Origin of the sequence: Streptomyces sp. JJ38, assembly GCF_019303475.1 — a bacterium.
Taxonomy (GTDB): domain Bacteria; phylum Actinomycetota; class Actinomycetes; order Streptomycetales; family Streptomycetaceae; genus Streptomyces.
On sequence record NZ_JABLSI010000054.1, the window covers coordinates 1 to 24374 of the forward strand.

General features: G+C 75.9%; 21 protein-coding genes and 1 pseudogene. 14 read left to right on the forward strand and 8 right to left on the reverse strand.

Going from position 1 to position 24374, the window contains the following annotated elements; all coding sequences use genetic code 11:
* Positions 1-79 precede the first annotated feature (79 nt).
* Positions 80-718 carry a TetR/AcrR family transcriptional regulator gene (locus HPT28_RS22970; RefSeq protein ID WP_219093102.1) on the reverse strand — a complete coding sequence of 213 codons (639 nt, stop codon included), beginning with the start codon at positions 716-718 and terminating at the stop codon, positions 80-82.
* 119 nt (positions 719-837) lie between these two features.
* On the opposite strand from HPT28_RS22970, the gene HPT28_RS22975 reads away from it, so the two are divergent.
* Entirely contained in the window at positions 838-1995 is a 1158-nt protein-coding gene (locus tag HPT28_RS22975; protein WP_219093103.1) for an acyl-CoA dehydrogenase family protein, read from the forward strand.
* Between the two features lie 112 nt (positions 1996-2107).
* Positions 2108-2749, forward strand: a complete 642-nt coding sequence (locus HPT28_RS22980) for a TetR/AcrR family transcriptional regulator (RefSeq protein WP_374227002.1) — start codon at positions 2108-2110, stop codon at positions 2747-2749.
* Between the two features lie 143 nt (positions 2750-2892).
* Here the strand turns inward: HPT28_RS22980 and HPT28_RS22985 are convergent, their stop codons facing one another.
* Positions 2893-3357, reverse strand: a complete 465-nt coding sequence (locus HPT28_RS22985) for a MaoC family dehydratase (protein ID WP_219093105.1) — start codon at positions 3355-3357, stop codon at positions 2893-2895.
* 278 nt (positions 3358-3635) lie between these two features.
* Here HPT28_RS22985 and HPT28_RS22990 point away from each other — a divergent pair, with 278 nt between their 5' ends.
* Positions 3636-4883, forward strand: a complete 1248-nt coding sequence (locus HPT28_RS22990) for an acyl-CoA thioesterase/bile acid-CoA:amino acid N-acyltransferase family protein (protein WP_219093106.1) — start codon at positions 3636-3638, stop codon at positions 4881-4883.
* Positions 4884-4979: 96 nt separating this feature from the next.
* Here HPT28_RS22990 and HPT28_RS22995 read toward each other — a convergent pair.
* Positions 4980-5411 (reverse strand): annotated as a pseudogene (locus HPT28_RS22995) (hypothetical protein); the annotation flags it as partial.
* Positions 5412-5546: 135 nt separating this feature from the next.
* Between HPT28_RS22995 and HPT28_RS23000 the strand changes: the two are divergent.
* Positions 5547-7040 (forward strand): bifunctional phosphatase PAP2/diacylglycerol kinase family protein, encoded by a 1494-nt coding sequence (locus HPT28_RS23000; RefSeq protein ID WP_219093108.1) that lies wholly within the window; start codon positions 5547-5549, stop codon positions 7038-7040.
* A 9-nt stretch (positions 7041-7049) separates the two neighbouring features.
* Here HPT28_RS23000 and HPT28_RS23005 read toward each other — a convergent pair whose 3' ends face one another.
* Genes HPT28_RS23005 through HPT28_RS27200 form a run of 3 tightly spaced genes read right to left on the reverse strand, consistent with a single transcriptional unit; the run spans position 7050 to position 8244 of the window.
* Positions 7050-7523, reverse strand: coding sequence for a gluconokinase (locus HPT28_RS23005; RefSeq protein WP_219093157.1), 474 nt, complete (start codon positions 7521-7523; stop codon positions 7050-7052).
* A gap of 20 nt (positions 7524-7543) precedes the next feature.
* The gene (locus HPT28_RS23010) at positions 7544-7849 is read right to left on the reverse strand and encodes a DUF202 domain-containing protein (protein ID WP_219093109.1); all 306 of its coding nucleotides are present in this window, start codon (positions 7847-7849) and stop codon (positions 7544-7546) included.
* Complete coding sequence (locus tag HPT28_RS27200) at positions 7846-8244, reverse strand: DUF202 domain-containing protein (protein ID WP_308119456.1); 399 nt, start codon at positions 8242-8244, stop codon at positions 7846-7848. The genes HPT28_RS23010 and HPT28_RS27200 overlap by 4 nt, the downstream gene beginning before the upstream one ends.
* A gap of 235 nt (positions 8245-8479) precedes the next feature.
* On the opposite strand from HPT28_RS27200, the gene HPT28_RS23020 reads away from it, so the two are divergent.
* The 3 genes from HPT28_RS23020 (at position 8480) to HPT28_RS23030 (ending at position 13153) form a co-directional block, all read left to right on the forward strand.
* The gene (locus HPT28_RS23020) at positions 8480-9421 is read left to right on the forward strand and encodes a hypothetical protein (RefSeq protein ID WP_219093113.1); all 942 of its coding nucleotides are present in this window, start codon (positions 8480-8482) and stop codon (positions 9419-9421) included.
* A 154-nt stretch (positions 9422-9575) separates the two neighbouring features.
* Positions 9576-11180, forward strand: a complete 1605-nt coding sequence (locus HPT28_RS23025) for an APC family permease (protein WP_219093115.1) — start codon at positions 9576-9578, stop codon at positions 11178-11180.
* 41 nt (positions 11181-11221) lie between these two features.
* Complete coding sequence (locus tag HPT28_RS23030) at positions 11222-13153, forward strand: primary-amine oxidase (RefSeq protein WP_219093116.1); 1932 nt, start codon at positions 11222-11224, stop codon at positions 13151-13153.
* A gap of 33 nt (positions 13154-13186) precedes the next feature.
* Here HPT28_RS23030 and HPT28_RS23035 read toward each other — a convergent pair whose 3' ends face one another.
* Positions 13187-14248 carry an ATP-dependent DNA ligase gene (locus HPT28_RS23035; RefSeq protein ID WP_219093118.1) on the reverse strand — a complete coding sequence of 354 codons (1062 nt, stop codon included), beginning with the start codon at positions 14246-14248 and terminating at the stop codon, positions 13187-13189.
* 76 nt (positions 14249-14324) lie between these two features.
* Between HPT28_RS23035 and ligD the strand changes: the two genes are divergently transcribed.
* Positions 14325-15329, forward strand: coding sequence for a non-homologous end-joining DNA ligase (ligD, locus tag HPT28_RS23040; RefSeq protein WP_219093120.1), 1005 nt, complete (start codon positions 14325-14327; stop codon positions 15327-15329).
* A 194-nt stretch (positions 15330-15523) separates the two neighbouring features.
* Here the strand turns inward: ligD and HPT28_RS23045 are convergent, their stop codons facing one another.
* The gene (locus tag HPT28_RS23045; RefSeq protein ID WP_219093122.1) at positions 15524-15778 is read right to left on the reverse strand and encodes a chaplin; all 255 of its coding nucleotides are present in this window, start codon (positions 15776-15778) and stop codon (positions 15524-15526) included.
* Between the two features lie 382 nt (positions 15779-16160).
* On the opposite strand from HPT28_RS23045, the gene HPT28_RS23050 reads away from it, so the two are divergent.
* The 6 genes from HPT28_RS23050 to HPT28_RS23075 are packed head-to-tail and all read left to right on the forward strand — an operon-like array spanning position 16161 to position 24371.
* Positions 16161-17513 (forward strand): glycosyltransferase, encoded by a 1353-nt coding sequence (locus tag HPT28_RS23050; protein ID WP_257579286.1) that lies wholly within the window; start codon positions 16161-16163, stop codon positions 17511-17513.
* A 46-nt stretch (positions 17514-17559) separates the two neighbouring features.
* Positions 17560-19065 (forward strand): exopolysaccharide biosynthesis polyprenyl glycosylphosphotransferase, encoded by a 1506-nt coding sequence (locus tag HPT28_RS23055; protein ID WP_219093133.1) that lies wholly within the window; start codon positions 17560-17562, stop codon positions 19063-19065.
* A gap of 2 nt (positions 19066-19067) precedes the next feature.
* The gene (locus tag HPT28_RS23060; protein WP_374227003.1) at positions 19068-20483 is read left to right on the forward strand and encodes an O-antigen ligase family protein; all 1416 of its coding nucleotides are present in this window, start codon (positions 19068-19070) and stop codon (positions 20481-20483) included.
* Positions 20480-22345 (forward strand): lipid II flippase MurJ, encoded by a 1866-nt coding sequence (locus HPT28_RS23065; protein ID WP_219093135.1) that lies wholly within the window; start codon positions 20480-20482, stop codon positions 22343-22345. Before HPT28_RS23060 ends, HPT28_RS23065 begins: the two co-directional genes overlap by 4 nt.
* Positions 22345-23184: a polysaccharide deacetylase family protein gene (locus HPT28_RS23070; protein WP_219093137.1), complete on the forward strand. Its 840-nt coding sequence runs from the start codon at positions 22345-22347 to the stop codon at positions 23182-23184. The genes HPT28_RS23065 and HPT28_RS23070 overlap by 1 nt, the downstream gene beginning before the upstream one ends.
* Positions 23181-24371 carry a glycosyltransferase gene (locus HPT28_RS23075; RefSeq protein ID WP_219093140.1) on the forward strand — a complete coding sequence of 397 codons (1191 nt, stop codon included), beginning with the start codon at positions 23181-23183 and terminating at the stop codon, positions 24369-24371. The genes HPT28_RS23070 and HPT28_RS23075 overlap by 4 nt, the downstream gene beginning before the upstream one ends.
* Positions 24372-24374: the final 3 nt, after the last annotated feature.

Below are 24374 nucleotides of genomic sequence, written 5' to 3' on the forward strand. Positions count from 1 at the left end.
CCTGGGCGGCGGCTGCCCCGTTCCGTGCGTCGCAGGGTGGACGTGTGCCGTGGCCGTTCGCGCGGGTTCCCGCGCCCCCTCAGGGGGTGCCGGTGGCGGCGGTGAAGCGCAGGGCGAGCCCGTCGACGAGGGCGCGCAGGCCCGTCTCGAAGGCGCCCTCGTCCACCTGCTGCTGGTGCTCCGCCAGCAGGTGGGCCTGGTCGAGGTGGGGGTAGTCGCGGGCGTAGAGCGCGGCGTCGTCCACGAAGCCGCGGGCGAAGGAGCCGAGGGCGGAGCCGGCGACGAAGTACCGCATGAGCGCGCCGATGTGGGTGGCGTGGGCGCGGGGCCAGCCCGCGGCCGTCATGGCGCCGAACACGGCGTCGGCCATGCGCAGCTGGCTGGGCCGCCGGCCCGGCCCGCGGGCCAGGAACGGAACGATGTTGGGGTGTGCGCTCAGCGCCGCCCGGTAGGAGCGGGCCCAGCCCTCCAGCGCCTCCCGCCAGGGGGTCCCGTCCTCGAACATCGTCAGGTCGACGTCGGCGCAGATCCGGTCGGCGACCGCGTCGAGGATCTCGTCCTTGGTGCGGAAGTGGTGGTACAGCGAGGGCCCGCTGACGCCGAGTTCGGTCGCCAGCCGCCGGGTGGAGACGGACTCCAGCCCTTCGGTGTCCACGAGGGCGAGTGCCGTCTCGACGATGCGGTCACGGCTGAGGAGGGGCTTGCGGGGACGGGCCATGCGCCCCATAGTAGAGCCGACCGCGCTAAACCTATCGGTGATAGGTTTAGCGGGCGGCCCAGCCGGGACCACCGGTGCGGCCCTGTACAGCGACGACCGCACGACTGCGAGGTACCGCCGTGGATCTGGAGCTCTCCGAGGAGCAGCGGGCCGTGCGCGCCCTGGCCCGGGACTTCGTCGTCCGGGAGGTCGCGCCGCACGCCGCCGAGTGGGACCGCGCGGAGTCGATCGACCCGGGCATCGTGCGGCGTCTGGGCGACCTCGGCTTCCTGGGGCTGACGATCCCCGAGGAGTACGGCGGTTCCGAGGGGGACCACCTGGCCTACTGCCTGGTCACCGAGGAGCTGGGGCGTGGGGACTCCTCCGTGCGCGGCGTGGTGTCCGTGTCGCTCGGCCTGGTCGCCAAGACCATCGCGGCCTGGGGGAGCGAGGAGCAGAAGCAGCGGTGGCTGCCCGCCCTCACCTCCGGCGAGGCGCTCGGCTGCTTCGGGCTGACGGAGCCGGGCACCGGGTCCGACGCGGGCAGCCTCACCACCCGGGCCCGGCGCGCCGGGCCCGGGGGCGACTGGATCATCGACGGCGGCAAGATGTTCATCACCAACGGCACCTGGGCCGACGTCGTCCTCCTGTTCGCGCGTACCGGGGACGAGCCGGGGCACCGCGGAGTCACCGCCTTCCTGGTCCCGGCGGACGCGGTCGGTCTGACCCGGCGGGAGATCCACGGCAAGCTGGGGCTGCGCGGGCAGGCCACCGCGGAGCTGGTGCTCGACGGCGTCCGGGTGCCGGACGCCGCCCGGCTCGGGCCCCTCGGCAAGGGCTTCTCCGTGGCCATGTCCGCGCTCGCCAAGGGGCGGATGTCCGTCGCGGCGGGCTGTGTCGGCATCGCCCAGGCGGCGCTGGACGCGGCGGTCGAGTACGCCGGGGCCCGCGAGCAGTTCGGCAGGTCCATCGCGCACCACCAGCTCGTCCAGGAGCTGATCGCCGACATCGCCGTGGACGTGGACGCGGCGCGCCTGCTCACCTGGCGGGTGGCCGACCTGATCGACCGCGGGCAGCCCTTCGCCACCCAGTCCTCCGTCGCCAAACTCCACGCCTCCGAGGCCGCCGTGCGCTCGGCCAACAACGCGCTGCAGGTCTTCGGCGGGTACGGCTTCATCGACGAGTTCCCGGTCGGCAAACTCCTGCGCGACGCCCGTGTCATGACGCTCTACGAGGGCACCAGCCAGATCCAGAAGCTCGTCATCGGCCGCGCCCTGACCGGGGTCTCCGCCTTCTGAGCGCGCCCGGCCCGCTGCCCGGCGCCCGCCCCCTCCGCTGAGCGACCGCTCAGCGGAGGGGGCGGCACCGATGTATGGTGTTCGCCCGGTCGACGGAAGCGGGGCGAAACCAGTGGCACAGGCAGCCGGGGCGGGAGCGCAGGCCCAGGGGGACTCCCAGGAGTCCTGGAGCGGGGTGGCGCCCGAGGCGGCCCGGCGGCTGCTCGTCGCGGCCGTCGAGGCGTTCGCCGAGCGCGGCTTCCACGCCACCACCACCCGCGACATCGCCGGCCGTGCCGGCATGAGCCCCGCGGCCCTGTACATCCACTACCGCACGAAGGAAGAGCTGCTCTACCAGATCAGCCGGGTGGGCCACGAGCGCTCGGTGCGGCTGCTCTCGGAGGCGGCCTCCGGGCCCGGCGGCAACGCCGACCGACTGGCCGCGGCCGTCCGCGCCTTCGTGCGCTGGCACGCCGAACACCACACCACCGCGCGGGTGGTGCAGTACGAGCTGGCCGCGCTCGGCGAGGAGCACTACGCGGAGATCATCGGCCTGCGCCGCCGCTCCGAGGAGCTGGTCCGCGATCTCCTCGCCGCCGGCGCGGAGGCGGGCGAGTTCGAGGTGGCCGACGCGCGCGGCACCGCGCTCGCCGTGCTCTCCCTGTGCGTGGACGTCGCCCGCTGGTTCACCCCGGGGGGGCGCCGCACCCCCGAGGAGATCGGCGCCTTCTACGCCGACCTCGTCCTGCGCATGGTCGGCGCCCGCCCAAGCTGAGGCGGCACACTGCCGAGGCCGGCTCGGCCGGACCTCCGGCTCGGCCGGACCTCCGGCTCGGCCGGACCTCCGGCTCGGCCGGACCTCCAGCTCGGCCGGACCTCCGGCTCGGCCGGACCTCCGGCCCGGCCGAGCGGCGGGCGTCAGCGGTAGTAGCGGACGACCGACTCAGCGACGCAGACCGGCTTCCCGCCGCCCTCCCGCTCCACCGTCGTCTGGGCCACGCACTGCACGCCGCCGTCGCCCACCTCGGAGACCTCGGCGATCCGCACCCGGGCCCGCAGCCGCGAGCCCACGGGTACCGGAGCGGGGAACCGCACCTTGTTCACGCCGTAGTTGACGCCCATGCGTACTCCCTCGACCCGCAGCACCTGTGGCATCAACACCGGCAGCAGGGAGAGCGTCAGATAGCCGTGGGCGATGGTCGTCCCGAACGGCCCCTGGGCGGCCCGCTCCGGGTCGACGTGGATCCACTGGTGGTCGCCCGTCGCGTCGGCGAACAGGTCGATCCGCTTCTGGTCGACCTCCAGCCAGTCGCTCGGGCCCAGTTCGACACCGACCGCCTCCCGCAGCTCGTCCACCGTCGCGAAGACCCGGGGCCCCGCCATACCGCACCGCCTCTCTCGCCGTTGTTTTGGACGCGGCCGTGGCCACCCCCTTGCTAAGCGCTTGCTCAGCATGCGGGGGCGGCTCGGCCACTGTCAACGGCCGAGGGTCGTCCCAGGACCAAGTGCCCTGCCGACCCCCGGCAGCCGGGTGCGCCGAACGCTGCCGAACGCCGCCTGGTGACCCCGGCCCGTGCGGCCGGGCAGGGTCGGGTCCGGTGCCGCCCGACGCACGGCCGACCAGGCCGGAAACGCTCCGGCGGTAACACGAAGGGGGAGAGATGAGACGGACGTTACGGGCGGCCGCGGTGTCCGCCGGGATGGCCCTGCTGCTCACCACGGGATGCGCCGGCGGAGCCGAGGGCGGCGCCGACGCCCGGTTGACGGTGGACAAGCCGGTGGCCCTGGCGGACGAACCGGTACGCATCCGCGTCACCGGCCTGCGGGCCGGCGCGGAGGTGGTGGTCACCGCTCAGGCCACGGACCGGGAGGGCGAGCGCTGGGAGGCGCGGGCCGTCTTCACCGCCGACGGGACGGGCACCGTCGACCTGACCCGTGACCGGCCCCGCTCGGGTACCTACGACCAGGCCGACGGCATGGGGCTGTTCTGGTCCATGAAGCCGGAGACCGCTCCGGCCGACGCGTCCCGCTTCGAGACGCGGTGGCCCGAGCAGCAGCGCCACTACGAGGTGGACGTCGCGGTCGAGTCGGACGGTACACGGGTCGCGCGGCGCACGCTGACCCGCACGTGGATGCGTGACGGTGTCACCCACCGCCCCCTGACCGTGGACGAGGACGAGGTGCACGGCGTCCTGTACCAGCCGCCCGCCGACCTGCCGGGGCGCCCGCCGGTGCTCAGTTTCGGAGGCTCGGCCGGCGGGGTCGGGGAACGGTACTCGGCCGCCCTGCTCGCCTCCCGTGGGCACCCCGTGCTCGTCCTGTGCTACTTCGACTGCCCCGGGCGGCCCGACACCCTGGAGGGGATCGGGCTGGAGTACTTCGCCACCGCGCTCCGGCTGCTGGACCGGGAGGCCGGCGAGGGCCCGCAGCGGGTGTCCGTGATGGGCCGTTCCCGCGGTTCCGAGGCCGCACAGCTCCTCGGCCACCACTACCCGGACCTGGTCGAGGACATCGTCGTCTACGCCCCGAGCCGCGACACGCACCCCGGTTTCCCCGAGGGCGACGTGGCCTGGACGAAGGACGGCCGACCGGTCGAGCACAGGCCCATCCCGCTCGACCGGGTGCGCGGCACGGTGCTGGCGATCGCCGGAGGGGCCGACGGGCTCTGGCCGTCCGGACCGGCGGCCGAGGAGATCGGCGAGCAGCGCGGCGCCTCGGGCCAGCGGCACCGGGCCCTGGTGTACCCGGACGCCGGGCACGCCCTCGGCACGTACGCCTACACCGCGACCGCCACCTACCTGCGGCACCCGGTGACCGACCGCTACGTGGACCTGGGCGGCAGCCCCGCCGCCGACGCGAGGGCCCGGGCGGACAGCTGGCCGGAGGTGCGCCTGCTGCTGAGGAGCTGACGGCAGCCGTGGAGCCGTCCCGAGCCGCCGGGTGCCCGCACCGCGCGGGCACCCGGCGGCTCACCCGGCGGCCAGCGCCGGTACTCGTCCCTCGCGGCCCGCCTCCGCCTCCATCGTGGCGATCAGCCCGCGCAGGACGGTGGCGAGCGGTGCCCCGGGAACGTGCGCCGGGTCGTCGAAGCGCAGGAGCGCCCGGCCGCCCCAGGTGCGGCTGTGCCAGTCGTCCAGGGCCGTCGGCTGCCGGATGCCCAGGTGTTTCTGCTCCCGGCGGCGTCGGGCGGACTTCTCCTCGTAGGCGAGCCAGACCTCCCGCGCCTCCTCCAGCTCCTCCAGCGCGGCGACCAGGCGGTGCCCTTCGGGAGAACGGTCCTCCGGGCCGAAACCGGCCCGGGCGCACAGGTGCGACCACGTCGCCCGGTGCCCGTAGGGGGCGAAACGTTCCAGGCATTTGCGCAGGGCCTGCCGCCGCTGCGACGGCGAGCGCGCCGGGTCGCGGACCTGCGCGGCGAGTGCTCTGAAGCCGGCCAAGGTCTCCCACCTCCGTTTGCGTCGACCTCAATCGACCGAGTGGCTGCTGATGGGACGTACGTGTGCGTGAATCGGATCCCTCCACCCGTTTCCTCCCCGGGTGCGGGGGACGGTCGGCCGGGGTAGTCCTTGCGTATGCCCGCACGCATCCGCGATCTGGACCACGCGCTGTTCGCCGCCGTGGCAGGCCGCCACTGGCCCGGCGCCGAGCGGATCCTGCCCTGGCTCAGCCACAGCGCGGACCACGGCCGCCTGTGGCTCGCCCTCGCGGCCGGTACGGCGCTCACCGGCCGGCCCGGGGGGCGGGCCCGGCGCGCCGCCCTCCGCGGTGTCGCCTCGCTGGGCGCGGCCTCCGCGACGGTCAACAGCTTCGTGAAATGGTCGTTCCGCCGCCGCCGGCCGCTCCTGGCCGCCGTCCCCGCTGTGCGTCACCTCCGGCGGCAGCCCGTGACGACGTCCTTCCCCTCCGGGCACTCGGCCTCCGCGGCGGCCTTCGCCACCGGGGTCGCCCTGGAGTCCCGCGGCGGGGGCACGGCGCTGGCTCCGCTCGCCGCCGCCGTCGCCTTCTCGCGCGTGTACACCGGCGCCCACTATCCGAGCGATGTCCTGGCCGGGGTGGCGATCGGCGTCGGCGCGGCCGTCGTCACGCGCCGGCTGCTCGCCCCGCGTCCGCTGCCCGCGCCGTCCCAGGCGCCGGTGCCCGCCCCGCGCCTGCCGGGCGGGCGCGGGCTCGTGGCCGTCGTCAACCCGGTCGCCGGAACGTCTGAATCCCTCCATGTCCTGCGAACGGATCTGCCGCGGGCCGAGTTCCTCGTGTGGGACCAGGCGGCCGGGTCGCTGGAGCAGGCGTTCGACGAAGCGGCGCGGCGCGCGGCGGGTGCGGGCGGGGCCCTGGGCGTCCTCGGCGGCGACGGTACCGTGGGCACCGCCGCCCCGCTCGCCCTGCGCCACGGCGTGCCCCTCGCGGTGCTCCCCGGCGGAACGTTCAACCACCTCGCTTTGGACCTGGGCATCGTCGAGCCCGCCGACGCCTGCCGCGCGCTGGAGAGCGGTGACGCCGTCGCCGTCGACCTGGCCCGCTTCACCTCCGGGGCGGCGCCCGGCGGCCGGGCGGACGGCGCGGGTCACGCGGGGCACTTCGTGAACACCTTCAGCCTCGGCGTCTACGGGGAGCTGGTGGAGGTGCGCGAGCGCTGGCGGGGCCGCGTCGGAGCCTGGCCCGCCGCCGTTCTGGCCGCGGCCGTCGTGCTGCGCCACGCCCGGCCGGTGGAGCTCACCGTCAACGGGCGGCGCCGCTCGGTGTGGCTGCTGTTCGCGGGGAGCTGCGCCTACACCAGCTTCGGCGGCACCACACCCCGGCGGCCCGACCTCGCGGACGGCCGACTCGACACACACATCGTCCACGGAGGCCGCTGGGCGCGGCTGCGGCTGCTGCTCGCCACCGCCGTGGGGCTGCCCCACCGCTCGCCCGTCCACGCCGCCGCCCGGGTGCCGTGGCTGCGCGTCACCGGCATCCCGCCCGGCACGGTGTGCGCGTTCGACGGCGAGACGGCCCCGGCGCCCGCCGAGCTGCTGCTCGACAAGGACGAGCGGAGGCTGACGGTCTACCGCCCGCTGCCGCTCGGGTGAACCGCCGACTCAGGGCGGCAGGTCCGCCAGGACGCGGTTCACGGTCTCCTCCGGGGTGGTGTCCGCCGGCACGTCCGTACCCGGCTCGTCGCGGTCCAGCGGCTCCAGGGCGGCGAACTGCGAGCGCAGGAGCGAGGGCGGCATGACGTGCCCGCGGCGCTCGGCCAGGCGGCGGGCGATCACCTCCCGCGGCGCGTCCAGGTGGACGAAGAAGACCCCGGGAGCCGCCGCGCGCAGGCGGTCGCGGTAGCGCCGCCGCAGCGCCGAGCAGGCGACGACCCCGCCCGTGCCGGACCGCTCGGCCAGCCATTCGGCGACGGCCTCCAGCCAGGGCACCCGGTCCTCGTCGGTCAGGGGCGTGCCGGCGGCCATCTTCGCCACGTTGCCCGGCGGATGGAAGGCGTCGCCCTCCGCGTAGGGGAGACCCAGCCGCCGGGCCAGCAGGGTGCCCACCGTCGTCTTGCCCGAGCCCGACACGCCCATGACCACGACGAGAGCCGCCGTCACAGCATCATCACTCCCACCGCCGCGAGAACGAGCGTGCAGGCCGCTACGGCGCCGGCGGCGGGCGGGCCGAGCGGGGCCGGGCGGGCCGCGCCGAGGCCCGTCAGCCGCCGGTGAGCCAGCCCGGCGAGCAGCACAACCGTCAGCAGGGCCACCGCCAGCCCGCCGTACCCGGCGGTCCCGACGTCCCGGGTGAGCGCCTGCCGCACGAGCAGCAGTCCGACGACCCCGGCGGCCAGCGTGGTGCGGCGCCAGGCCAGCCGCGTCCGCTCCGGCTGCACGCCCGGGTCCCGGACCCCGCTCACCGGCCGCCGCCGTCCAGAACGAGCGCGCCGGCCACCATGACCGCCGCCAGCGCGATGCCGACGCCGAGGAGCGCGGGGAACCGGGACGGCGGCAGGTCCTCGCCACGGCGCATGGCCAGTTCGCAGCGCACCCAGTGGTGCACGGCCCGGACCGCGCACACCGCGCCGCCCACCATCAGGACGACGGCCGTGCCCGTGCGCGTCGCCGAGCCGAGCCGGGTGAGGAACTGGTCGACGGCGACGCCCCCCGCGACGAGGGCCAGCGCCGTGCGGATCCAGGCGAGGAACGTGCGCTCGTTGGCCAGCGAGAAGCGGTAGTCGGGTGTGTGGCCCTCGGCGCGCACCCGGCTCGGGCTGAACCACAGCCGCACGGCGTTCCCCAGTCGTCCGATCACCCCCGGAGCGTATCCCCGGCGGCCACTCCGCTCACCGTATGCCGGACACCGGGACCCGGACACCGGGCCCGCGGGGCACGGTCCCGGAGCGCGCCAACCGGCACCGGCCGCACGGAGATTGACGGCACGTCCGGCAGAACTGCCGCAACCGGGCACACTCCGCACAGGTTCGGTCGCGCATGGCTCAATCTGGGGTTGACGCGGTCGGTTCCCGGCGGTTGGCTGACCCCCGACCATGACTCCACCACCCCGTTCCCTCCGGCTGGGCCGACGTGGACAGAGCCGGAGCACCGACCCGGCTCTGGACGACACCGCGCTGGTTGCCGCCCGCGACGCGCTGAGCCGCGGACGCTGGGCCGACGCCCGCACCCTGCTGACCGCCACCCGGGAGGACTGGGACCGGCGCGGCCACCGCGCCCTCGTCCTCGCCCAGGCCGCCGGCAGCCACACCTGGGCCCGCGAGTGGCAGCTCGCCGAACCGGAGAGCCCCGACGCCGCGCTGCTGCTGGCCTGCGCCACCGTGCGCCGCGCCGTCCGGGGCAAGACCTCGCCCGACGCGGCGGAGGAAGCCGCCAGCGCCGCCGAGCGGCTGGCCCCGGACGACCCGACGCCCTGGCTCGCCCGGCTGCTCCTGGCCCACCATCGGGGCGCCGAGGCCGACTTCCGGGACGTCTTCGACGAGCTGCGCGTCCGCCACCGCGACCACCACCACGCACACCACCTGATGACGACACGGCTGGCGGGCACCACGGCCACGACCCCGCACCCCGTCTACGAGTTCGCCCGGACGACCGCCGAACACGCCCCCGCGGACTCCCCGCTGGCGCTGCTGCCCGTCGTCGCGCACGCCGAGCGCTTCCAGGCGCTGGCCGCCTCCGGCGAGATCCCTCCCGACCCCGCCGCCACCGGCCACTGGGCCAGCCGCCGGGCCCGCGCCGCCGTCCGCGGAGCCTTCGACTGGTGGCTGGAGTGGGGCACCGAGGAGAACCACGCGCGCCGCCTCGTCGACCTGAACTACCTCGCCTACGCCAAGTACCACGAAGGGCGGATGGCCGAGGCCGCCGCCCTGTTCCAGCGCATCGGACCACACGTCACCCCCGCGCCCTGGTCGTTCACCGGCCGGGATGCCCACAGCGCCTTCGCCACCGCCCGGGAACACGCCTTCCGGACGGCCTGAACCCGGTACCGCCCGCACCCGCACCCGTACCCGCGCCCGCCCCTCCGCCCAGCCGAACGACCGCCGCGCCTCCGCCGCCGACCCCGCCGTCACCGACCCCGCCGTCACCGACCCGCCGCCCTCTGAGCCCCCGAACCGCAGGAGAGGAACCGTCATGCTGACGGGCAGCAGCGCACGACCGGACGAGATCAACACCTACATGGGACAGGAGCGCGCCCTGCGCGCCGGCCGGCTCGGGACGGCGGGGCTGCTCCTGTCCGTCCTGGCCGCCACCGCGCCCCTCATGGTGGTGGCCGGTCTCATGCCCACCACCTACGCCGTCATGGGCATCACCGCCCAGCCGCTGCTGTTCGTCATCCTCGGCGCCGTCATGGCGCTGTTCGGGGTCGGATACGCCGAGATGAGCCGGCACGTGCACAACGCCGGCGCCTTCTACGCCTACATAGCCCGCGGCCTCGGCGGAACTGTCGGGGCGGGGGCGTCCTACGTCGCGCTCGCCGCGTACAACGCCCTCCAGGTCGGCGTCTACGGACTCCTCGGGTTCGAGGCGTCGCTGCTGCTCGACGAGCACCTGTTCCTCCAGGTCGACTGGTGGCTGGTCGCCCTGCTGGGCATCGCCGTCACCGGCGTCCTCGGCGCCCTCAAGGTGGACCTCAACGCCAAGGTGCTCGGCTCCCTGCTGCTCGTCGAGGTTGTGCTCGTCGTCGTCCTGGACCTCGCCTTCGCCGCCGATCCCGGCCCCCAGGGGCTGTCCCTCGCGTCCTTCGACCCGGCCGCTCTCACCGGGGCCGGGCTCGGCACCGCCCTGTGCTTCACCGTCGCCGCGTTCCTCGGCTTCGAACAGGCCCCGGTCTACGCGGAGGAGACCCACCGGCCGCAGACCGTCGTGCGCCGGGTGATGTTCCTCGCCGTCGGCTCCGTCGCCGTCTTCTTCGCCCTGACGTCCTGGCTCATGAGCGTGGCCACCGGACCGGACCACATCGTCGGCGCGGCGCGGGAGCAGAGCGCGGGGCTGCTCTTCGGCCTCTCCGAACCCCGGCTGGGCGGAGCCTTCACCGACGCGCTGCACATCCTCTTCCTGACCGGCATCTTCGCCTGCATGCTCGCCTTCCACAACGTCGTCGCCCGCTACGCCTTCGCCATGGGACGCGAGGGCCTGCTGCCCGCCGCCGTGGGCCGGGCCTCGAAGGGAACCGGCGCGCCGGCCACCGGCTCCCTGCTGCAGACAGGCGTCGCGCTCGTCGTCGTCCTGGCCTTCGCGCTCTTTGACGGCGGCGGCCACGGCGATCCGACGACGCCGGTGCTGCGGCTGTTCACCTGGATGGGCAACGTCGGCGCGCTGGGCGTCATCGCGCTGATGGCCACGACCTCCGTCGCCGTCATCGTCTTCTTCGTCCGCCGCGGCGCCGCCGCCACCCAGGGCGTACGGCTGGCCTGTTCGGGGCTCGCCGCCATCGGACTCACCGTCATCTTCGGCTACGCCGTCGCCGACTTCGACGTCCTCCTCGGCGCCGACCCCTCCTCCGCCCTGCGCTGGGTCCTGCCCGGCCTCATCCTCGCCGCCGCCCTCGTCGGCGTCGCCGTCGGCCTCTACCTGCGCTCCGCCCGCCCCGCCCGCTACGCCCGGATCGGACTGGGCAACGAGGCCTTCCGGCTGGAGGAGGCGGCCCAGGAGGATCCCTCCCCGGTGCCCGCCGCGGGCAAGACCGCGAGCGGCTGCGCGGACGAGCCCGAGAACGAGCGACCGAACCAGTCCTGAACGAGCCCCGCACGAGCCCGCCGAGGAGGAGAGCCGCCACCATGGTCCGCCATCCCCTGGAACCGCTCACGGCCGAGGAGATCAGCGCCGCCCGCGCCGTCCTCGCCGGGGCCGGGAAGATCACCGGCACGACCCGCTTCCCGCTCGTCCTGCTGGACGAACCGGAGCGGCACACCGTCACGGCCCACCGCCCGGGCGACCCGGTCGTACGCCGGGTCCGCGTCACCCTGCTGGACCGCGCCACCGGCCAGGCGGCCGAGGCCCTCGTCGACCTCGGCTCCCGCACACTCGTCGCCTGGCGGGAACTGGACGCCGCCGAGGACGGGCAGCCGCCCATCCTCTTCGAGGAATACGCACTGTGCGACGCGATCGTCAAGGCCGACACCGGCTGGCGCAAGGCCATGGCCGACCGCGGCATCGACGACGCGGCGATCGAACGCGCCATCGCCACCCCGCTCGCCGCCGGCCACTTCGGCCGCGACGAGGAGACCGGGCGCCGCATGCTCCGCTCGCTCACCTTCCTGCGCTGCGACGCGAGCGACAACCCGTTCGCCCACCCCGTGGCCGGGCTCGTCGCCGACATCGATCTCACCGAGCGGCGGGTCCTGCGGCTCGTCGACACCGGTCCCGTGCCGGTGCCGGCCGAGTGCGGCACCTACGACCCGGCCCACACCGGGCCGCCCCGCACCGACCTCAGACCGCTGCGGATCACCCAGCCCGAGGGGCCCTCCTTCACCCTCGACGGCCACCACCTCACCTGGCAGAACTGGGACCTCAGGCTGGACTTCAACGCCCGCGAGGGCCTCGTCCTCCACCAGCTCGGCTTCCACGACGGCGGACGGCTGCGGCCAGTCCTGCACCGGGCCTCCCTGGCGGAGATGGCCGTGCCCTACGCCGAACCGGACCCGGCCCGCAACTGGGTGTGCTACCTCGACGCGGGGGAGTACCTGCTCGGCCGCAACGCCAACTCCCTGCGGCTCGGCTGCGACTGCCTGGGTGAGATCCGCTACCTCGACGCCGTGCTCAGCGACGACGAGGGCCACCCCGAGACCCTCCACAACGCCGTCTGCCTCCACGAGGAGGACACCGGCCTGCTGTGGAAGCACACCAACATCTTCGACGAGACCGGCGAGACCTCCGTCGTCAGCCGCCGCTCGCGCCGGCTGGTGATCTCCTACATCACCACGCTCGGCAACTACGACTACGGCTTCTACTGGTACCTCTACCAGGACGGCACCCTCGCCTTCGAGGCCAAGTCCACCGGCATCGTCCAGACCTCGGCGAGCGAGCCGGGCCAGAGCACCCCGCACGCCACCGAGGTCGCTCCCGGCCTCCAGGCCCCCTACCACCAGCACCTGTTCTGCGCCCGGCTCGACGCCGCCGTGGACGGCCCGGGCAACACCGTCGAGGAGGTCGACGCCGTCCGCATCCCCCTCGGCGAGGACAACCCGAACGGCAACGCCTTCACCGCCCGGTCCACCCCGATCACCTCCGGGGCGGACGGCGGCCGGTTCGCCGACCCCGCGGTGGGCCGCACCTGGCGCGTCGTCAACCCCGCCCGGTTCAACCGGATGGGCGGCCCCGTCGCCTACACCCTCGTGCCGCGCCCCGGCCCGCCGCTGCTGGCCGACCCCGCGTCGCCGGTCGCCCGGCGGGTGGAGTACGCCACGCGGCACCTGTGGGTGACCCGGCACCGGCCCGAGCGGCGCTATCCCGACGGCGACCACCCCAACCAGCACCCCGGAGGGGCGGGAGTGGGGGCCTGGGCCCGGGCCGACGAGCCGTTGGAGAACACCGAGCTCACCCTCTGGCACACCTTCGGGCCCACCCACCTGCCCCGGCTGGAGGACTGGCCGGTCATGCCCGTGGACAGCACCGGCTTCACCCTGCGCCCCACCGGCTTCTTCGACCGCAACCCCGCGCTCGACCTGCCCGCCGAGAACGCCGGTACCGGCCACTGCCACACCGCCTGACCCGCTGACGCGGTCCGCGGCCGCGCCGGCGGGTCACCCGTTCAGCACTTCGGCCAGGTCATAGCCCACCACCTCGTCCAGCTGCGCGTAGGTGCACTCCCGGGGCGGCTTGTCGTCCCGCCAGCGGCGGAACTGGGCGGTGTGCCGGAAGCGGCCGCTCTGCATGTGGTCGTAGGCCACCTCGCACACCCGCTCAGGCCGCAGCGGCACCCACGACAGGTCCTTGCCGCCGCTCCAGCGGCTCTGCCCGCCCGGCAGCCGCCCCGCCGCCTGGGCCTCCTCGCTCTGCCACGCGGACCACGGGTGGCCCTCGACGCCCGCCATCCGCAGCGGCGCCAGCTCCTCCATCAGCTCCTGGCGCCGCCGCATCGAGAAGGCGCCGCACACGCCGACGTGCTGGAGCCGGCCCGCGTCGTCGTACAGGCCGAGCAGCAGCGAGCCCACCACCGGGCCGCTCTTGTGCTCGCGGAACCCCGCCACCACACAGTCCGCCGTGCGCTCGTGCTTGATTTTCACCATGAGCCGCTGGTCCGGGCGGTAGGGCAGCGTGAGCCGCTTGGCGATGACGCCGTCGAGCCCGGCCCCCTCGAACCGGTCGAACCACTCCCGGGCGACGGCGACGTCCCGGGTCGCGGGCGCCAGATGCACCGGCGGAGCGGCGTCCCGCAGCGCCTCGCGGAGCGCCTCGCGCCGCTGCGTGAGCGGAGCCTCCAGGAGGGACGCGTTGTCCAGCGCCAGGACGTCGAAGGCCACGAAGCTCGCGGGAGTGGTGCCGGCGAGCAGCCGCACCCGGGACGCGGCGGGGTGGATGCGCTGCTGGAGCGCGTCGAAGTCCAGTCGCCCCTCGCGGGCGACGACGATCTCGCCGTCGAGCACGCACCGGGCGGGCAGGTTCGCCCGCAGCGCGTCGACCAGTTCGGGGAAGTAGCGGGTCAGCGAGTTCGTCGAGCGGCTGCCGAGCTCGACCTCGTCGCCGTCGCGGAAGACGATCGCCCGGTAGCCGTCCCACTTCGCCTCGTAGTGCATCCCTGGCGGAATCCGCGCCGCCGACTTCGCGAGCATGGGCCTCACGGGAGGCATCACGGGCAGATCCATGCCGCGATTGTCCGCCGCGCGGCTCGCCGACGCTCGCCGAAAGGCGGAGCCGGGCCGGGCGGTCTAGCGTGACGGCATGGGTCAGGCGGTGGAGCTGGACGTGGACGGGCGGGCCGTGCGGCTCTCGAACCCGGACAAGGTGTACTTCCCCGAGCGGGGGTTCACCAAGCGGGACGTGGCCGAGTACTACCTCGCGGTCGGCCCCGGCATCCTGCGTGCCCTGCGGGACCGCCCGACCACCCTCCAACGCCACCCGGACGGCGTAACGGGGGAGTTCTTCTACCAGAAGCGGGCGCCCAGGGGGCTGCCCGAGTGGATTCCCACCGAGCGCATCACCTTCCCCAGCGGACGGCACGCGGACGAGATCTGCCCGACCGAGGTGGCGGCCGTGATCTGGGCCGCCAACCTCGGCACGCTGTCGTTCCACCCCTGGCCGGTTCGGCGCGGCGACGCGGAGCACCCCGACGAACTGCGTATCGACCTCGACCCCCAGCCCGGCACCGACTACCGGGACGCCTGCCGGGCGGCCCGGCGCCTGGAGGAACTGCTGGACGGGCTCGGGTTGCGCGGCTGGCCGAAGACCTCCGGCGGGCGCGGGCTGCACGTCTTCGTCCCCATCGAGCCCCGCTGGACCTTCACCCAGGTGCGCCGCGCCGCGATCGCCGTCGCCCGGGCGCTGGAGCGCGCCGACCCCGGGCGCATCACCTCGGCGTGGTGGAAGGAGGAGCGCGGCGAACGGATCTTCGTGGACTACAACCAGACCGCCCGCGACCGCACCATCGCCGCCGCCTACTCCGTCCGCCCCCACCCGAGGGCGCAGGTGTCGGCACCGCTGCGCTGGGACGAGCTGGAGGACGCCCGCCCCGAGGACTTCGACCTGGCCACCATGCCCGCGCGCTTCCGCGACCTCGGGGACGTGCACGGTGACATGGAGGACCACGCCTTCGCGCTGGACGGGCTGCTGGAACTGGCCGACCGCGACGAGCGGGAGCACGCGCTCGGGGACCTGCCCTACCCGCCCGACCACCCGAAGATGCCGGGGGAGCCCAAACGGGTGCAGCCCAGCCGGGCCAGAGACTGACCGGCCGCCCCTCCGCACGACGGGTCCGAAGACCTCTCCACGAGCTTCCCCCGGGCCACGGCCGGCAACCGGCCGCGGGCCCGCGGGCGACCGGCGCCCCGCAAACCGGCCGCGGCCCGTGAGCGCGCGGGGCGCTCACGGGCCGCGGGAGCCGCTGACGGCGGCTCGACCAGACCGCTAGGGGTCGAGTCGGGTCACTTGTTGATGCAGGTGTTCCCGAACGTCGGGTTCAGGAAGCCGACGAGGTTCACGGTGTTGCCGCAGATGTTGACCGGAATGGCGATCGGCACCTGCACGACGTTGCCGCTGAGGACGCCGGGGGAGTTCACGGCAGCGCCCTGGGCGCTGGCGCCCGACGGACCCCCGTGGGCCAGCGCGGAGCCCGCGCCGCCGACGATCAGCGCGCAACCCGCCGCGGCCAGCGTCGTGGCCTTGACGACGTGCTTCATCTTCATCTCCTTTGTGCACAGCACTGCATGGGCAACCCGCTCAACGACGCGGGGAGTCCGGGGATACGCGCCGTCACCCGTTGGGGCGGCACCGATGCGCCGTGCGGAGCCATGACCCGGGAGCGCTGTCACGCAGGCGTGCGGCCTGCTCATGCGTCCATCGGATGAACAGGTTTACCTGCCACGGCATATCAGCGCGTCTCATCAGATTTCCCGACATTGTCTGTCAAGGTGCTGTCCGGACCGCAGCCGCCCGACGGGCCCGGAGCCGGACACCCACCAGGCCCACCAGCACGGACGGCCGCGGGCGCCACCAGCCGAACCGCACATCGACGCCGGGGAAGGACCGCGCGTGCCACACCACGACCGTCCGCCGCACCAGATGACGGTGGTTCACGTCGCCCAGCCCGTCGAGGGGGGCGTCGCCCGCGTCGTCACCGACCTCGTCCACGCCCAGACCGCCGCGGGCCTGCGCGTCCACGTCGTCTGCCCGCCCGACGGCGCTCCCCGCCCGACGCCCGGGACGGAGCCCGCCGGCGCGGGGTGCGGGACGCTCGGGCGGGCGGCGGCCGCGGCGGGGGCCGAGGTCCACCCCTGGCCGGCCTCCCGCGCCCCCGGCCCCGCCCTCCCGGCCGAGACCCTCCGCCTCGCCCGGCTGCTGCGCCGCCTGCGGCCCGATCTCGTCCACGCCCACAGCGCCAAGGCCGGGCTCGCAGCCCGGCTCGCCCTGCGCGGCGGCCTCCCCACGCTCTACCAGCCCCACGCCTGGTCCTTCGACGCCGTCGAGGGCGCCCCGGCCCGGCTGGCCCGCTCCTGGGAGCGCACCGCCGCCCGCTGGGCCACCCGGGTGGTGTGCGTGAGCGACGCCGAGCGGGGCCGCGGCGCCGCCGCCGGGATCCCCGCGCGCTGGAGCGTGCTGCCCAACGGTGTGGACCTGGAGCGCTTCCGCCCCGCGACCGCCGACGAGAAACGGCACGCCCGCGGCACCCTGCCCGCCCTCGACGGCGTGCCGCCCGACGCGCCACTCGTCGTCTGCGTCGCCCGGCTGTGCGCCCAGAAGGGCCAGGACCTCCTGCTGCGCGCCTGGACCCACGTGCGGGCCCGCTGCCCCGAGGCCCACCTCGTCCTCGTCGGCGACGGCCCCGACCGCGCCCACCTCCTGCGCGAACTCTCCCGCGGCGCACCCGCTCAGGTCCTCCTCGCGGGCGCCGCGGCCGATCCGGTGCCCTGGTACCGGGCCGCCGACCTCGCCGTCCTTCCCTCGCGCTGGGAGGGCATGGCCCTCGCCCCGCTGGAGGCCATGGCCTCGGGACGGCCCGTCGTCCTCACCGACGTCACCGGCGCCCGCGAGAGCCTGCCCACCGCGTTGCACGGCCCCTGCCTGGTCCCACCCCGGGACCCGCCCGCCCTCGCCCGCGCACTGACCCGGCTGCTCGCCGACCCGCGCCGACGCGCCGCGGCGGCCGACCGGGCCCTGGAACACGTCCGCGACCACCACGACGTGCGGCGTACGGCCGCCGCCGTCACCGAGCTCTACCGGGAGGTCCTGGGCGGCACCGGTCGGCCGGCCCCCGATCCCGGCCCCGAGCCGGCCGCCGGACGGACGGCCGAACGGCCCACAAGACGGCCCACTGGACGGAACACACGACAGACCACGGGACAGACCACGGGACAGACCACGGGACAGACCACGGGACAGACCACGGGACGGGCCGTCGAGCGGGTCGAGTCATGACCGCGCGGCGACCCGGTGACCACGGGGAAGGCGACCACGGAGAACGATGACCACGGAGAGCACTGACGCGGCAGGCGCCGCGCCCACGACGGCGGTGGAACGGGAGACCCGCACCGTCTTCCCCCCGCCCCGCCCGGCCCCGCACCCGGGCGGGCGGGAACCGCGGTCCACACGGCGGCGGCCCCGCCGCCACGACCTTCCCCTGGCAACGGCCGACTGCCTCGCCGGAACCGGGGCCGCGACGTTCCACACGCTCCACGGCGCTCCGGTCGCGGAGGCCGCGGGCGTGCTCGCCCCCGCCCTCGCGCTGACGCTCCTGCTCCACGCCCGGGGCGGGCTCTACCGGCCCGCGCTCCCCTCCGCGGCCACCGACGTCCTGCCCGCCCTGCTGTGGCGGACGGCCGCCGCCTGGGGCCTGTCCGCCGCCGCCTGGGCGGGCGTCAGCCCCGGCCGGGCCCTGCCCCTGTCCGGCCTCGCCGCCCTCGTCGCCGGGCACGTCCTGCTGGCCTGCGCCGGCCGGGGCGCCGTCCTCGCCCTGCGCCGCCGCGCCGCCCGGCTGCGTCCCCGCTCCACGCTCCTCGTCGGCGACCTCGCGGCCGGGACGCGGCTCGCCGCCGCGCTGCACGCCCAACCCCGGTATGGGCTGCGCCCCGTCGGGCTCGTACCCGTCGGCCCCCCGGCCCACGACGGCCCCCCGCGCTCCGGGACGGCGCTCCCCGTCCTGGAGTCGGAGGAGGACATCCACCGGGCGGTCGTCCAGAACGCCGTCCGGGAGGCCGTCCTCACCCGGCACCCCGACACCGACCCGGACGCGGCCCGCGTCGCGCGGCTGCTCACCGAGCACGACTGCGACATCTGGTTCGCCGACGCCGAACCCCGTGACCCCGCCCACAGCCCCGGGACCGTCCGCGGACCCGCCACCCACCTGTGGGGCTTCGCCTGCCGCCGGCTGGACCCGCCCCCCAGCGGGCGTGCCGCCGCCGCCCTCAAGCGCGCCCTCGACCTCGCCCTCGCCGCACCGGCCCTCGTCCTGGCCGCCCCCGTCCTGCTGGCCTGCGCCGCGGCCGTGCGCCTGGCCGACGGCCCCGGCGTCCTCTTCCGGCAGGAGCGTGTCGGCCTCCACGGGCGCCCCTTCACCCTCCTCAAGTTCCGCACGCTCCGCCCGGCGGACGCCTACGAGTCCGCCACCCGGTGGAGCGTCGCCGAGGACGGACGCATGAGCGGAGTCGGCAGGCTGCTGCGCCGCACCTCGCTGGACGAGCTTCCGCAGCTGTGGAACGTCCTGCGCGGGGACATGAGCCTGGTCGGGCCCCGCCCCGAACGTCCCTACTTCGTCGCCAAGTTCAGCGACACCTACCCCGGCTACAGCCGCCGTCACCGGATGCCCGCCGGGCTCACCGGCCTCGCCCAGGTGCACGGGCTGCGCGGCGACACCTCCATCGAGGACCGTGCCCGCTTCGACAACCACTACATCGCCAGCTGGACCCTGTGGCAGGACGTGCGGATCATGGCCCGCACCGCCACCTCCCTCTTCCGGCACGGGGGGAGCTGAGGGTGGCCACGGCGACGACCGCCCCTCCCCGGCCCCCGGAGGCCCGAGCCTCCGGGACGGCCGCCCTGCCCGAACCGCGCGGGCCCCGGCGGCTCCTCCGCCACGGCCCCGGGCTCGCGGTCGCGGGCGTCGTGCTCCTCCTGTGCCTGCCGCCCGGCTCCGGCCCCGGGCCCACAGCCGCCGACGCGGGGTGCGCCGTCCTCGTGCTCTGGTGCGCCGTCCGGCTGCTGCGGGAGCGCGCCCGGCCGCTCTCCGGCCGCGCCGCCCTCGTGCTGGCCGCTCCCGCCGTCGGCGTCACCCTCGCCGCCGTCACCTCCCACGACCCGGCCGCGAGCCTGCCCGGCCTCGTCCGCCATCTGGAAGTGTTCGTCCTCGTCCCGGCCGCCGTGGTCCTGCTGCTGCGCGACCGGCGCGACGCCCGGCTCGCGGCCGCGGCGGTCGTCCTGCTCGCCCTCGTCCAGGGAGCCGTCGGCGTCCACCAGTACGCCACCGCCACCGGCGCCTCCTACCAGGGCCAGGACATCCGGGCCGTCGGTACCTTCGGGGCCCTCGACGTGATGGGCATGTCCACCGCCGTCTCCTACGGCGTCGTCGTCGCCCTCGCCGCCGGGCTCGCCCCGCCCGCCCGCGCCCCCCGGTGGCTGCGCCCCGCCGCCCTCGGCTGCGCCGCCCTCCTCCTGATCCCGCTGGCCCTCTCCTTCAGCCGCGGCTCCTGGATCGCCACCGCCGTCGCCTGCGCCGCCGTGCTGCTCCTGGCCGGAGCACGGCTCGCCCTGCGTACCCTGGCCGTCGTCCTCTGCGCCGCCGTCGTCCTCGTCGGCGGGCTCGGTGTGGGCACCCAGGCGATCGGCGAGCGGCTCGACAGCATCACCCGCGTCGGCGACGCCCCCGACCAGTCGGTCACCGACCGGTACGCCCTGTGGGGCGCCGCCCTCGGCATCTGGCGCGAGGCCCCCCTCACCGGCGTCGGCCCCAAGGGCTTCCCGGACCACCGCGACACCCACGCCCCCCTCGCCCTCTCCTCCGGCGGCGACGCGGCCGGGGCCGGCAGCGCGTTCCAACGCCAACCGCTGCTCTCCCCGCACAACATGTACCTCCTCGTCCTCAGCGAACAGGGCCTGGTCGGCCTGCTCGCCCTGGGCGGAAGCTGGGCCGCGCTCGCCGTGTGCACCCTTCACCGGCTGCGCGCCGCCCGCACCGGGGGCCCGGGCACCGGAACGCCGCGCACGCCCCGCGACCTCGGGCTCGCCGCCGCCGGACTGCTCTGCTGGCAGCTCGTGGACTTCCTCTACGCCGACATCGGCGGCCCCTCCACGCCGTTGACGGGCCTCGTCCTCGGCCTCGCCGCCTGGTGGGCCCTCGGCTCCCGGCGGCCGACGCCGGCCCTCGTGCACCCCCGGGCGGAGCCGGCCCGGTGACCGGCCTGACCGCCACCCGGCCGCGGCAGCCCCGGCCGCCGGACGAGCCCGCGGCCTCCGACACCGGGCTCGGCCGGTTCCTGGCCCGGGCCGCCGCGCTCACCGCCCTCCTCACGGCCGCCGGGGCCCTCCTCGGCCTCGTCCGCGACCAGACCATCGCCCACCTCTTCGGCGCGGGCAGCGGCACCGACGCCTTCCTCGTCGCCTGGACACTGCCCGAGCTCGCGGCCACCCTCCTCATCGAGGACGCCATGGCCCTGCTCCTCGTCCCCGCCTTCAGCCTGGCCCTGGCCCGCCGTGCCGCCGCCGCGCCCGCCGCAGCGGCGCCCGACGGTGCCCCCGTCGCCGGCGAGTCCGGCCCAGGCGCCCCGGCCGCCACCGGCCCGGTCGCGGGTACCGGTGGGCCGGGTGCCGCCGACCCCGTGCGGGAGCTGGTCGCCGGCACACTGCCCAGGCTCTGCCTCGCCCTGCTCGCCGCCACCGCGCTCCTCGTCGCCGCCGCGCCCGCCCTCGTCCGTGCCCTCGCCCCCGGGCTCGACGACCCCGCCCTCGCGGTGGACTGCACCCGGCTCACCGCCCTGACCGTGCTCGCCTTCGGCCTCGCCGGGTACCTCAGCGCCGCCCTGCGCGCCCACCGCTGCTTCGCCCCGCCCGCCGCCATCTACGCCGTCTACAACCTGGCCATCATCGCCGTCGTCATCCTGTGCCACGCCTGGCTCGGCGTACGTGCCGCGGCCCTCGGTGTCGCCCTCGGCGGGGCCCTGATGGCCCTCGTCCAACTCCCCTTCGTCCTGAGCCGACTGCCCCGTGCCGCCCGGCCCGGCAGCCGTCGCTCCCGGGAGCGTCGCCCCCGGGAGCGTCGCCCCCGGGCGCGGCGGCGTGGGGCGCGGCCGGCGCTGCTGGGGTTCGGGCTGCTCGCTCCCGTCATCGTGTGCTGCCTCGGGCGCCAGTCGCAGGTCCTCGTCGAACGCCACCTCGCCTCCGGGCTGCCCGCCGGGGCCATCTCACACCTCAACTACGCGCAGAAGGTCGCGCAGATGCCCATGGTGCTCTCGCTGATGATCTGCACCGTCACCTTCCCCGTCGTCGCCCGAGCGCTGGCCGACGGTGCCCGGGACCGCGCCGCCCGGCGCGTCGAACGCGACCTTCACCTCGCCGCCGCCGTCGTGCTGCTCGGCTCCGCCTACGTCCTCGCCTGCGCCCCGCAGATCATCGAACTGCTCTTCCAGCGTGGTGCCTTCAGCCCGGCCGACACCGGCGCGACCGCCTCCGTGATGCGCGTGTACGCCCTCGGACTGCTCGGCCACAGCCTCGCCGGCGCCCTCGTCCGGCCCTTCTTCTCCACCGCCCGGCCCACCTGGTACCCGGCCACCGCCATGGCAGCCGGACTGGGCGTCACCGCGGTCGGCGGCGCCCTCGCCGCCGCGCCCCTGGGCGTGCACGGCATCGCCGCGGCCAACGCCGCCGGGATCAGCCTCACCGCGATCCTGCTGCTGCACGGCCTCGGCACCCGCGTCGTCCCGATCGCCGTGCGCCGCACCGTCGGCGGGCTCGCCCGGCTGCTGGCCGCCGCGGCCCTCGCCGCCCTGGCCGGGTGGGCCGTCGCCGCCGCGTGCCCCTACCCGCTGGCCGCCGCCGCGGCCGGGGGAGCGGCCGTGCTCGCCGTCTTCACCGGCGCGGCACTCGCCCTGCGCGCCCCCGAGATCCCCCAGCTCGTCGCCGCGGCCCGGCACCGGATCGGCCCGGGTCGGACCAGGCGGGGCCAGACCACCGGGAGCCGGGCCGACAGTCCCGAGGAGCCCGCGGCCGCACCCGACACCGCGAACCACTCGTCCCGAACCACGTCCCGAAGGAGGCAGTGATGTCCGCCGACCCGGCAGCCGCGCCCGCACCCGCAGGGGCCGCGCCCCACGTCCCAGAGCCGGTCCGCGTCCCCACGGGCGCTCCCGCCCCGGTACCCGGGCCGCGCGGCCGCCCGCACCACCGGCGCACCCCCTGGATCCTGATGTACCACTCGGTGGCCGACACCACCGAGGACCCCTACGGCGTCACCGTCCCGCCCGCCCGGCTGGAGCGCCAGCTCGCGTGGCTCGGCCGCCGCGGACTGACCGGCGTCAGCGTCGGCGAACTCCTGCGCGCCCACGCGGCCGGTGAGGCCGACGGGCTCGTCGGCCTCACCTTCGACGACGGCTACGCGGACTTCCTCGACCACGCCCTCCCGCTGCTGCGCCGCCACGCCTGCACCGCCACCGTGTTCGTCCTGCCCGGACGGCTCGGCGGCGACAACGCCTGGGACGTCCGCGGCCCGCGCAAGCCGCTCCTGGACGCCGACGGCATCCGGGCCGTCGCCGCCGCCGGGATGGAGATCGGCTCCCACGGCCTCCACCACGAACGCCTCACCACCGTCGGGGACGCCGTGCTGCACGAGGAGACCCACCGCAGCCGCGAGCTGCTCCACGAACTCCTCGGCACGCCCCCGGCCGGGTTCTGCTACCCCTACGGCACGGTGGACGCCCGGGCGGTGGCTTCCGTCCGCGCCGCCGGGTACGCCTACGGATGCGCCGTCGACCCGGGCCACCACACCGGGCCGCACGCCCTGCCCCGCGCCCACGTCGGTGCCCGCGACACGGCGCTGCGGCTGCACGCCAAGCGGCTGTTGCACCCCCTGCGCCGCGCCCCGCTCCCCGAGGAACCGCGATGAGGGTCCTGCACGTCATCACCGGGCTCGGCGTCGGCGGGGCCGAGCAGCAACTCCGGCTCCTCCTGCGCCATCTGCCCATGGGCGGCGACGTCGTCACCCTCACCAACCCCGGCGCCGTCGCCGAGGGCATCCGGCGGGACGGTCACCGAGTCGCCCACCTCGGCATGGCGGGCAACCGCGACCTCGGCGCCCTGCCCCGCCTCGCACGCCTCATCCGCGACGGCGGCTACGACCTCGTCCACACCCATCTCTACCGCGCCTGCGTCTACGGCCGGACGGCCGCCCGCATGGCCGGGGTGCGCGCCGTCGTCGCCACCGAACACTCCCTGGGCGCCGCCCGCATCGAGGGCCGGCCCCTGACCCCCTCCGCCCGGGCCCTCTACCTCGCCAGCGAGCGCCTCGGCGGCGCCACCGTAGCCGTCTCCGCCACCGTGGCGCGGCGGCTGCGGGAGTGGGGCGTGCCCGCGTCGCGGATCGCGCTCATCCCCAACGGCATCGAGCCCGCTCGCTTCCGCTTCCAGCCCGCCGCCCGGCGCCGCGCCAGGGCCCTGCTGGGGCTGCCCCAGGACGCGTTCGTCATCGGCGGTGTCGGACGGCTCGTCCCCGACAAGCGCTTCGACGTCCTGCTGCGCGCCCTCGCCGCCGTGCCCCAGGCGCGGCTGCTGCTCGTGGGGGACGGCCCCGAGCGCCCGGCCCTGCGGCGGCTGGCCCGGGAACTGGGCGTCGCCGACCGGGTGGTGGCGACGGGGGAACGAGACGGAGCCGTCGCCGACGGCTCCGGGACGGAGCCGGGCCTGCCCGCCCTCCTGGCCGCGATGGACGTCTTCGTCTCTCCCTCCCGGGAGGAGGCCTTCGGCCTCGCCGTCCTGGAGGCCCTCGCCGCCGGGCTGCCCGTCCGCCACGTCACCTGTCCGGCCGTCGACGAACTGCCCGCGACCGCCGCCCCCGGCGCCCGGCGGGTCGGCCCCGGCGTCCCCGAACTCGTCGCCGAACTGCGTGCCCTGAAAGCGGCGAACCCGTCCCGGCAGCCGGTGCCCGCCGCCGTCCGGCGCTACGACGTCGCGCGCGGCGCCGAGCGGCTGACGGCCGTCTACGAGGCGGTGCTCGGGCGTACGTCCCGGCCCCGGCGCGCCGCCCGCCTCCCGTCTCAGCCCGCGTCCTGTCCGCCCGCTCCAGCACCGAGGTGAACC

Coding starts and splice junctions, on each gene's coding strand:
- HPT28_RS23045 (WP_219093122.1), bottom strand. CDS start 15,778: ATGAAGCACGTCGTCAAGGCCACGACGCTGGCCGCGGCGGGTTGCGCG.
- HPT28_RS23025 (WP_219093115.1), top strand. CDS start 9,576: ATGCTGACGGGCAGCAGCGCACGACCGGACGAGATCAACACCTACATG.
- HPT28_RS23020 (WP_219093113.1), top strand. CDS start 8,480: ATGACTCCACCACCCCGTTCCCTCCGGCTGGGCCGACGTGGACAGAGC.
- HPT28_RS23005 (WP_219093157.1), bottom strand. CDS start 7,523: ATGGGCGTGTCGGGCTCGGGCAAGACGACGGTGGGCACCCTGCTGGCC.
- HPT28_RS23070 (WP_219093137.1), top strand. CDS start 22,345: ATGTCCGCCGACCCGGCAGCCGCGCCCGCACCCGCAGGGGCCGCGCCC.
- HPT28_RS22990 (WP_219093106.1), top strand. CDS start 3,636: ATGAGACGGACGTTACGGGCGGCCGCGGTGTCCGCCGGGATGGCCCTG.
- HPT28_RS23030 (WP_219093116.1), top strand. CDS start 11,222: ATGGTCCGCCATCCCCTGGAACCGCTCACGGCCGAGGAGATCAGCGCC.
- HPT28_RS22970 (WP_219093102.1), bottom strand. CDS start 718: ATGGCCCGTCCCCGCAAGCCCCTCCTCAGCCGTGACCGCATCGTCGAG.
- HPT28_RS23055 (WP_219093133.1), top strand. CDS start 17,560: ATGACCACGGAGAGCACTGACGCGGCAGGCGCCGCGCCCACGACGGCG.
- ligD (WP_219093120.1), top strand. CDS start 14,325: ATGGGTCAGGCGGTGGAGCTGGACGTGGACGGGCGGGCCGTGCGGCTC.
- HPT28_RS22985 (WP_219093105.1), bottom strand. CDS start 3,357: ATGGCGGGGCCCCGGGTCTTCGCGACGGTGGACGAGCTGCGGGAGGCG.
- HPT28_RS23035 (WP_219093118.1), bottom strand. CDS start 14,248: ATGGATCTGCCCGTGATGCCTCCCGTGAGGCCCATGCTCGCGAAGTCG.
- HPT28_RS23050 (WP_257579286.1), top strand. CDS start 16,161: ATGACGGTGGTTCACGTCGCCCAGCCCGTCGAGGGGGGCGTCGCCCGC.
- HPT28_RS23000 (WP_219093108.1), top strand. CDS start 5,547: ATGCCCGCACGCATCCGCGATCTGGACCACGCGCTGTTCGCCGCCGTG.
- HPT28_RS23075 (WP_219093140.1), top strand. CDS start 23,181: ATGAGGGTCCTGCACGTCATCACCGGGCTCGGCGTCGGCGGGGCCGAG.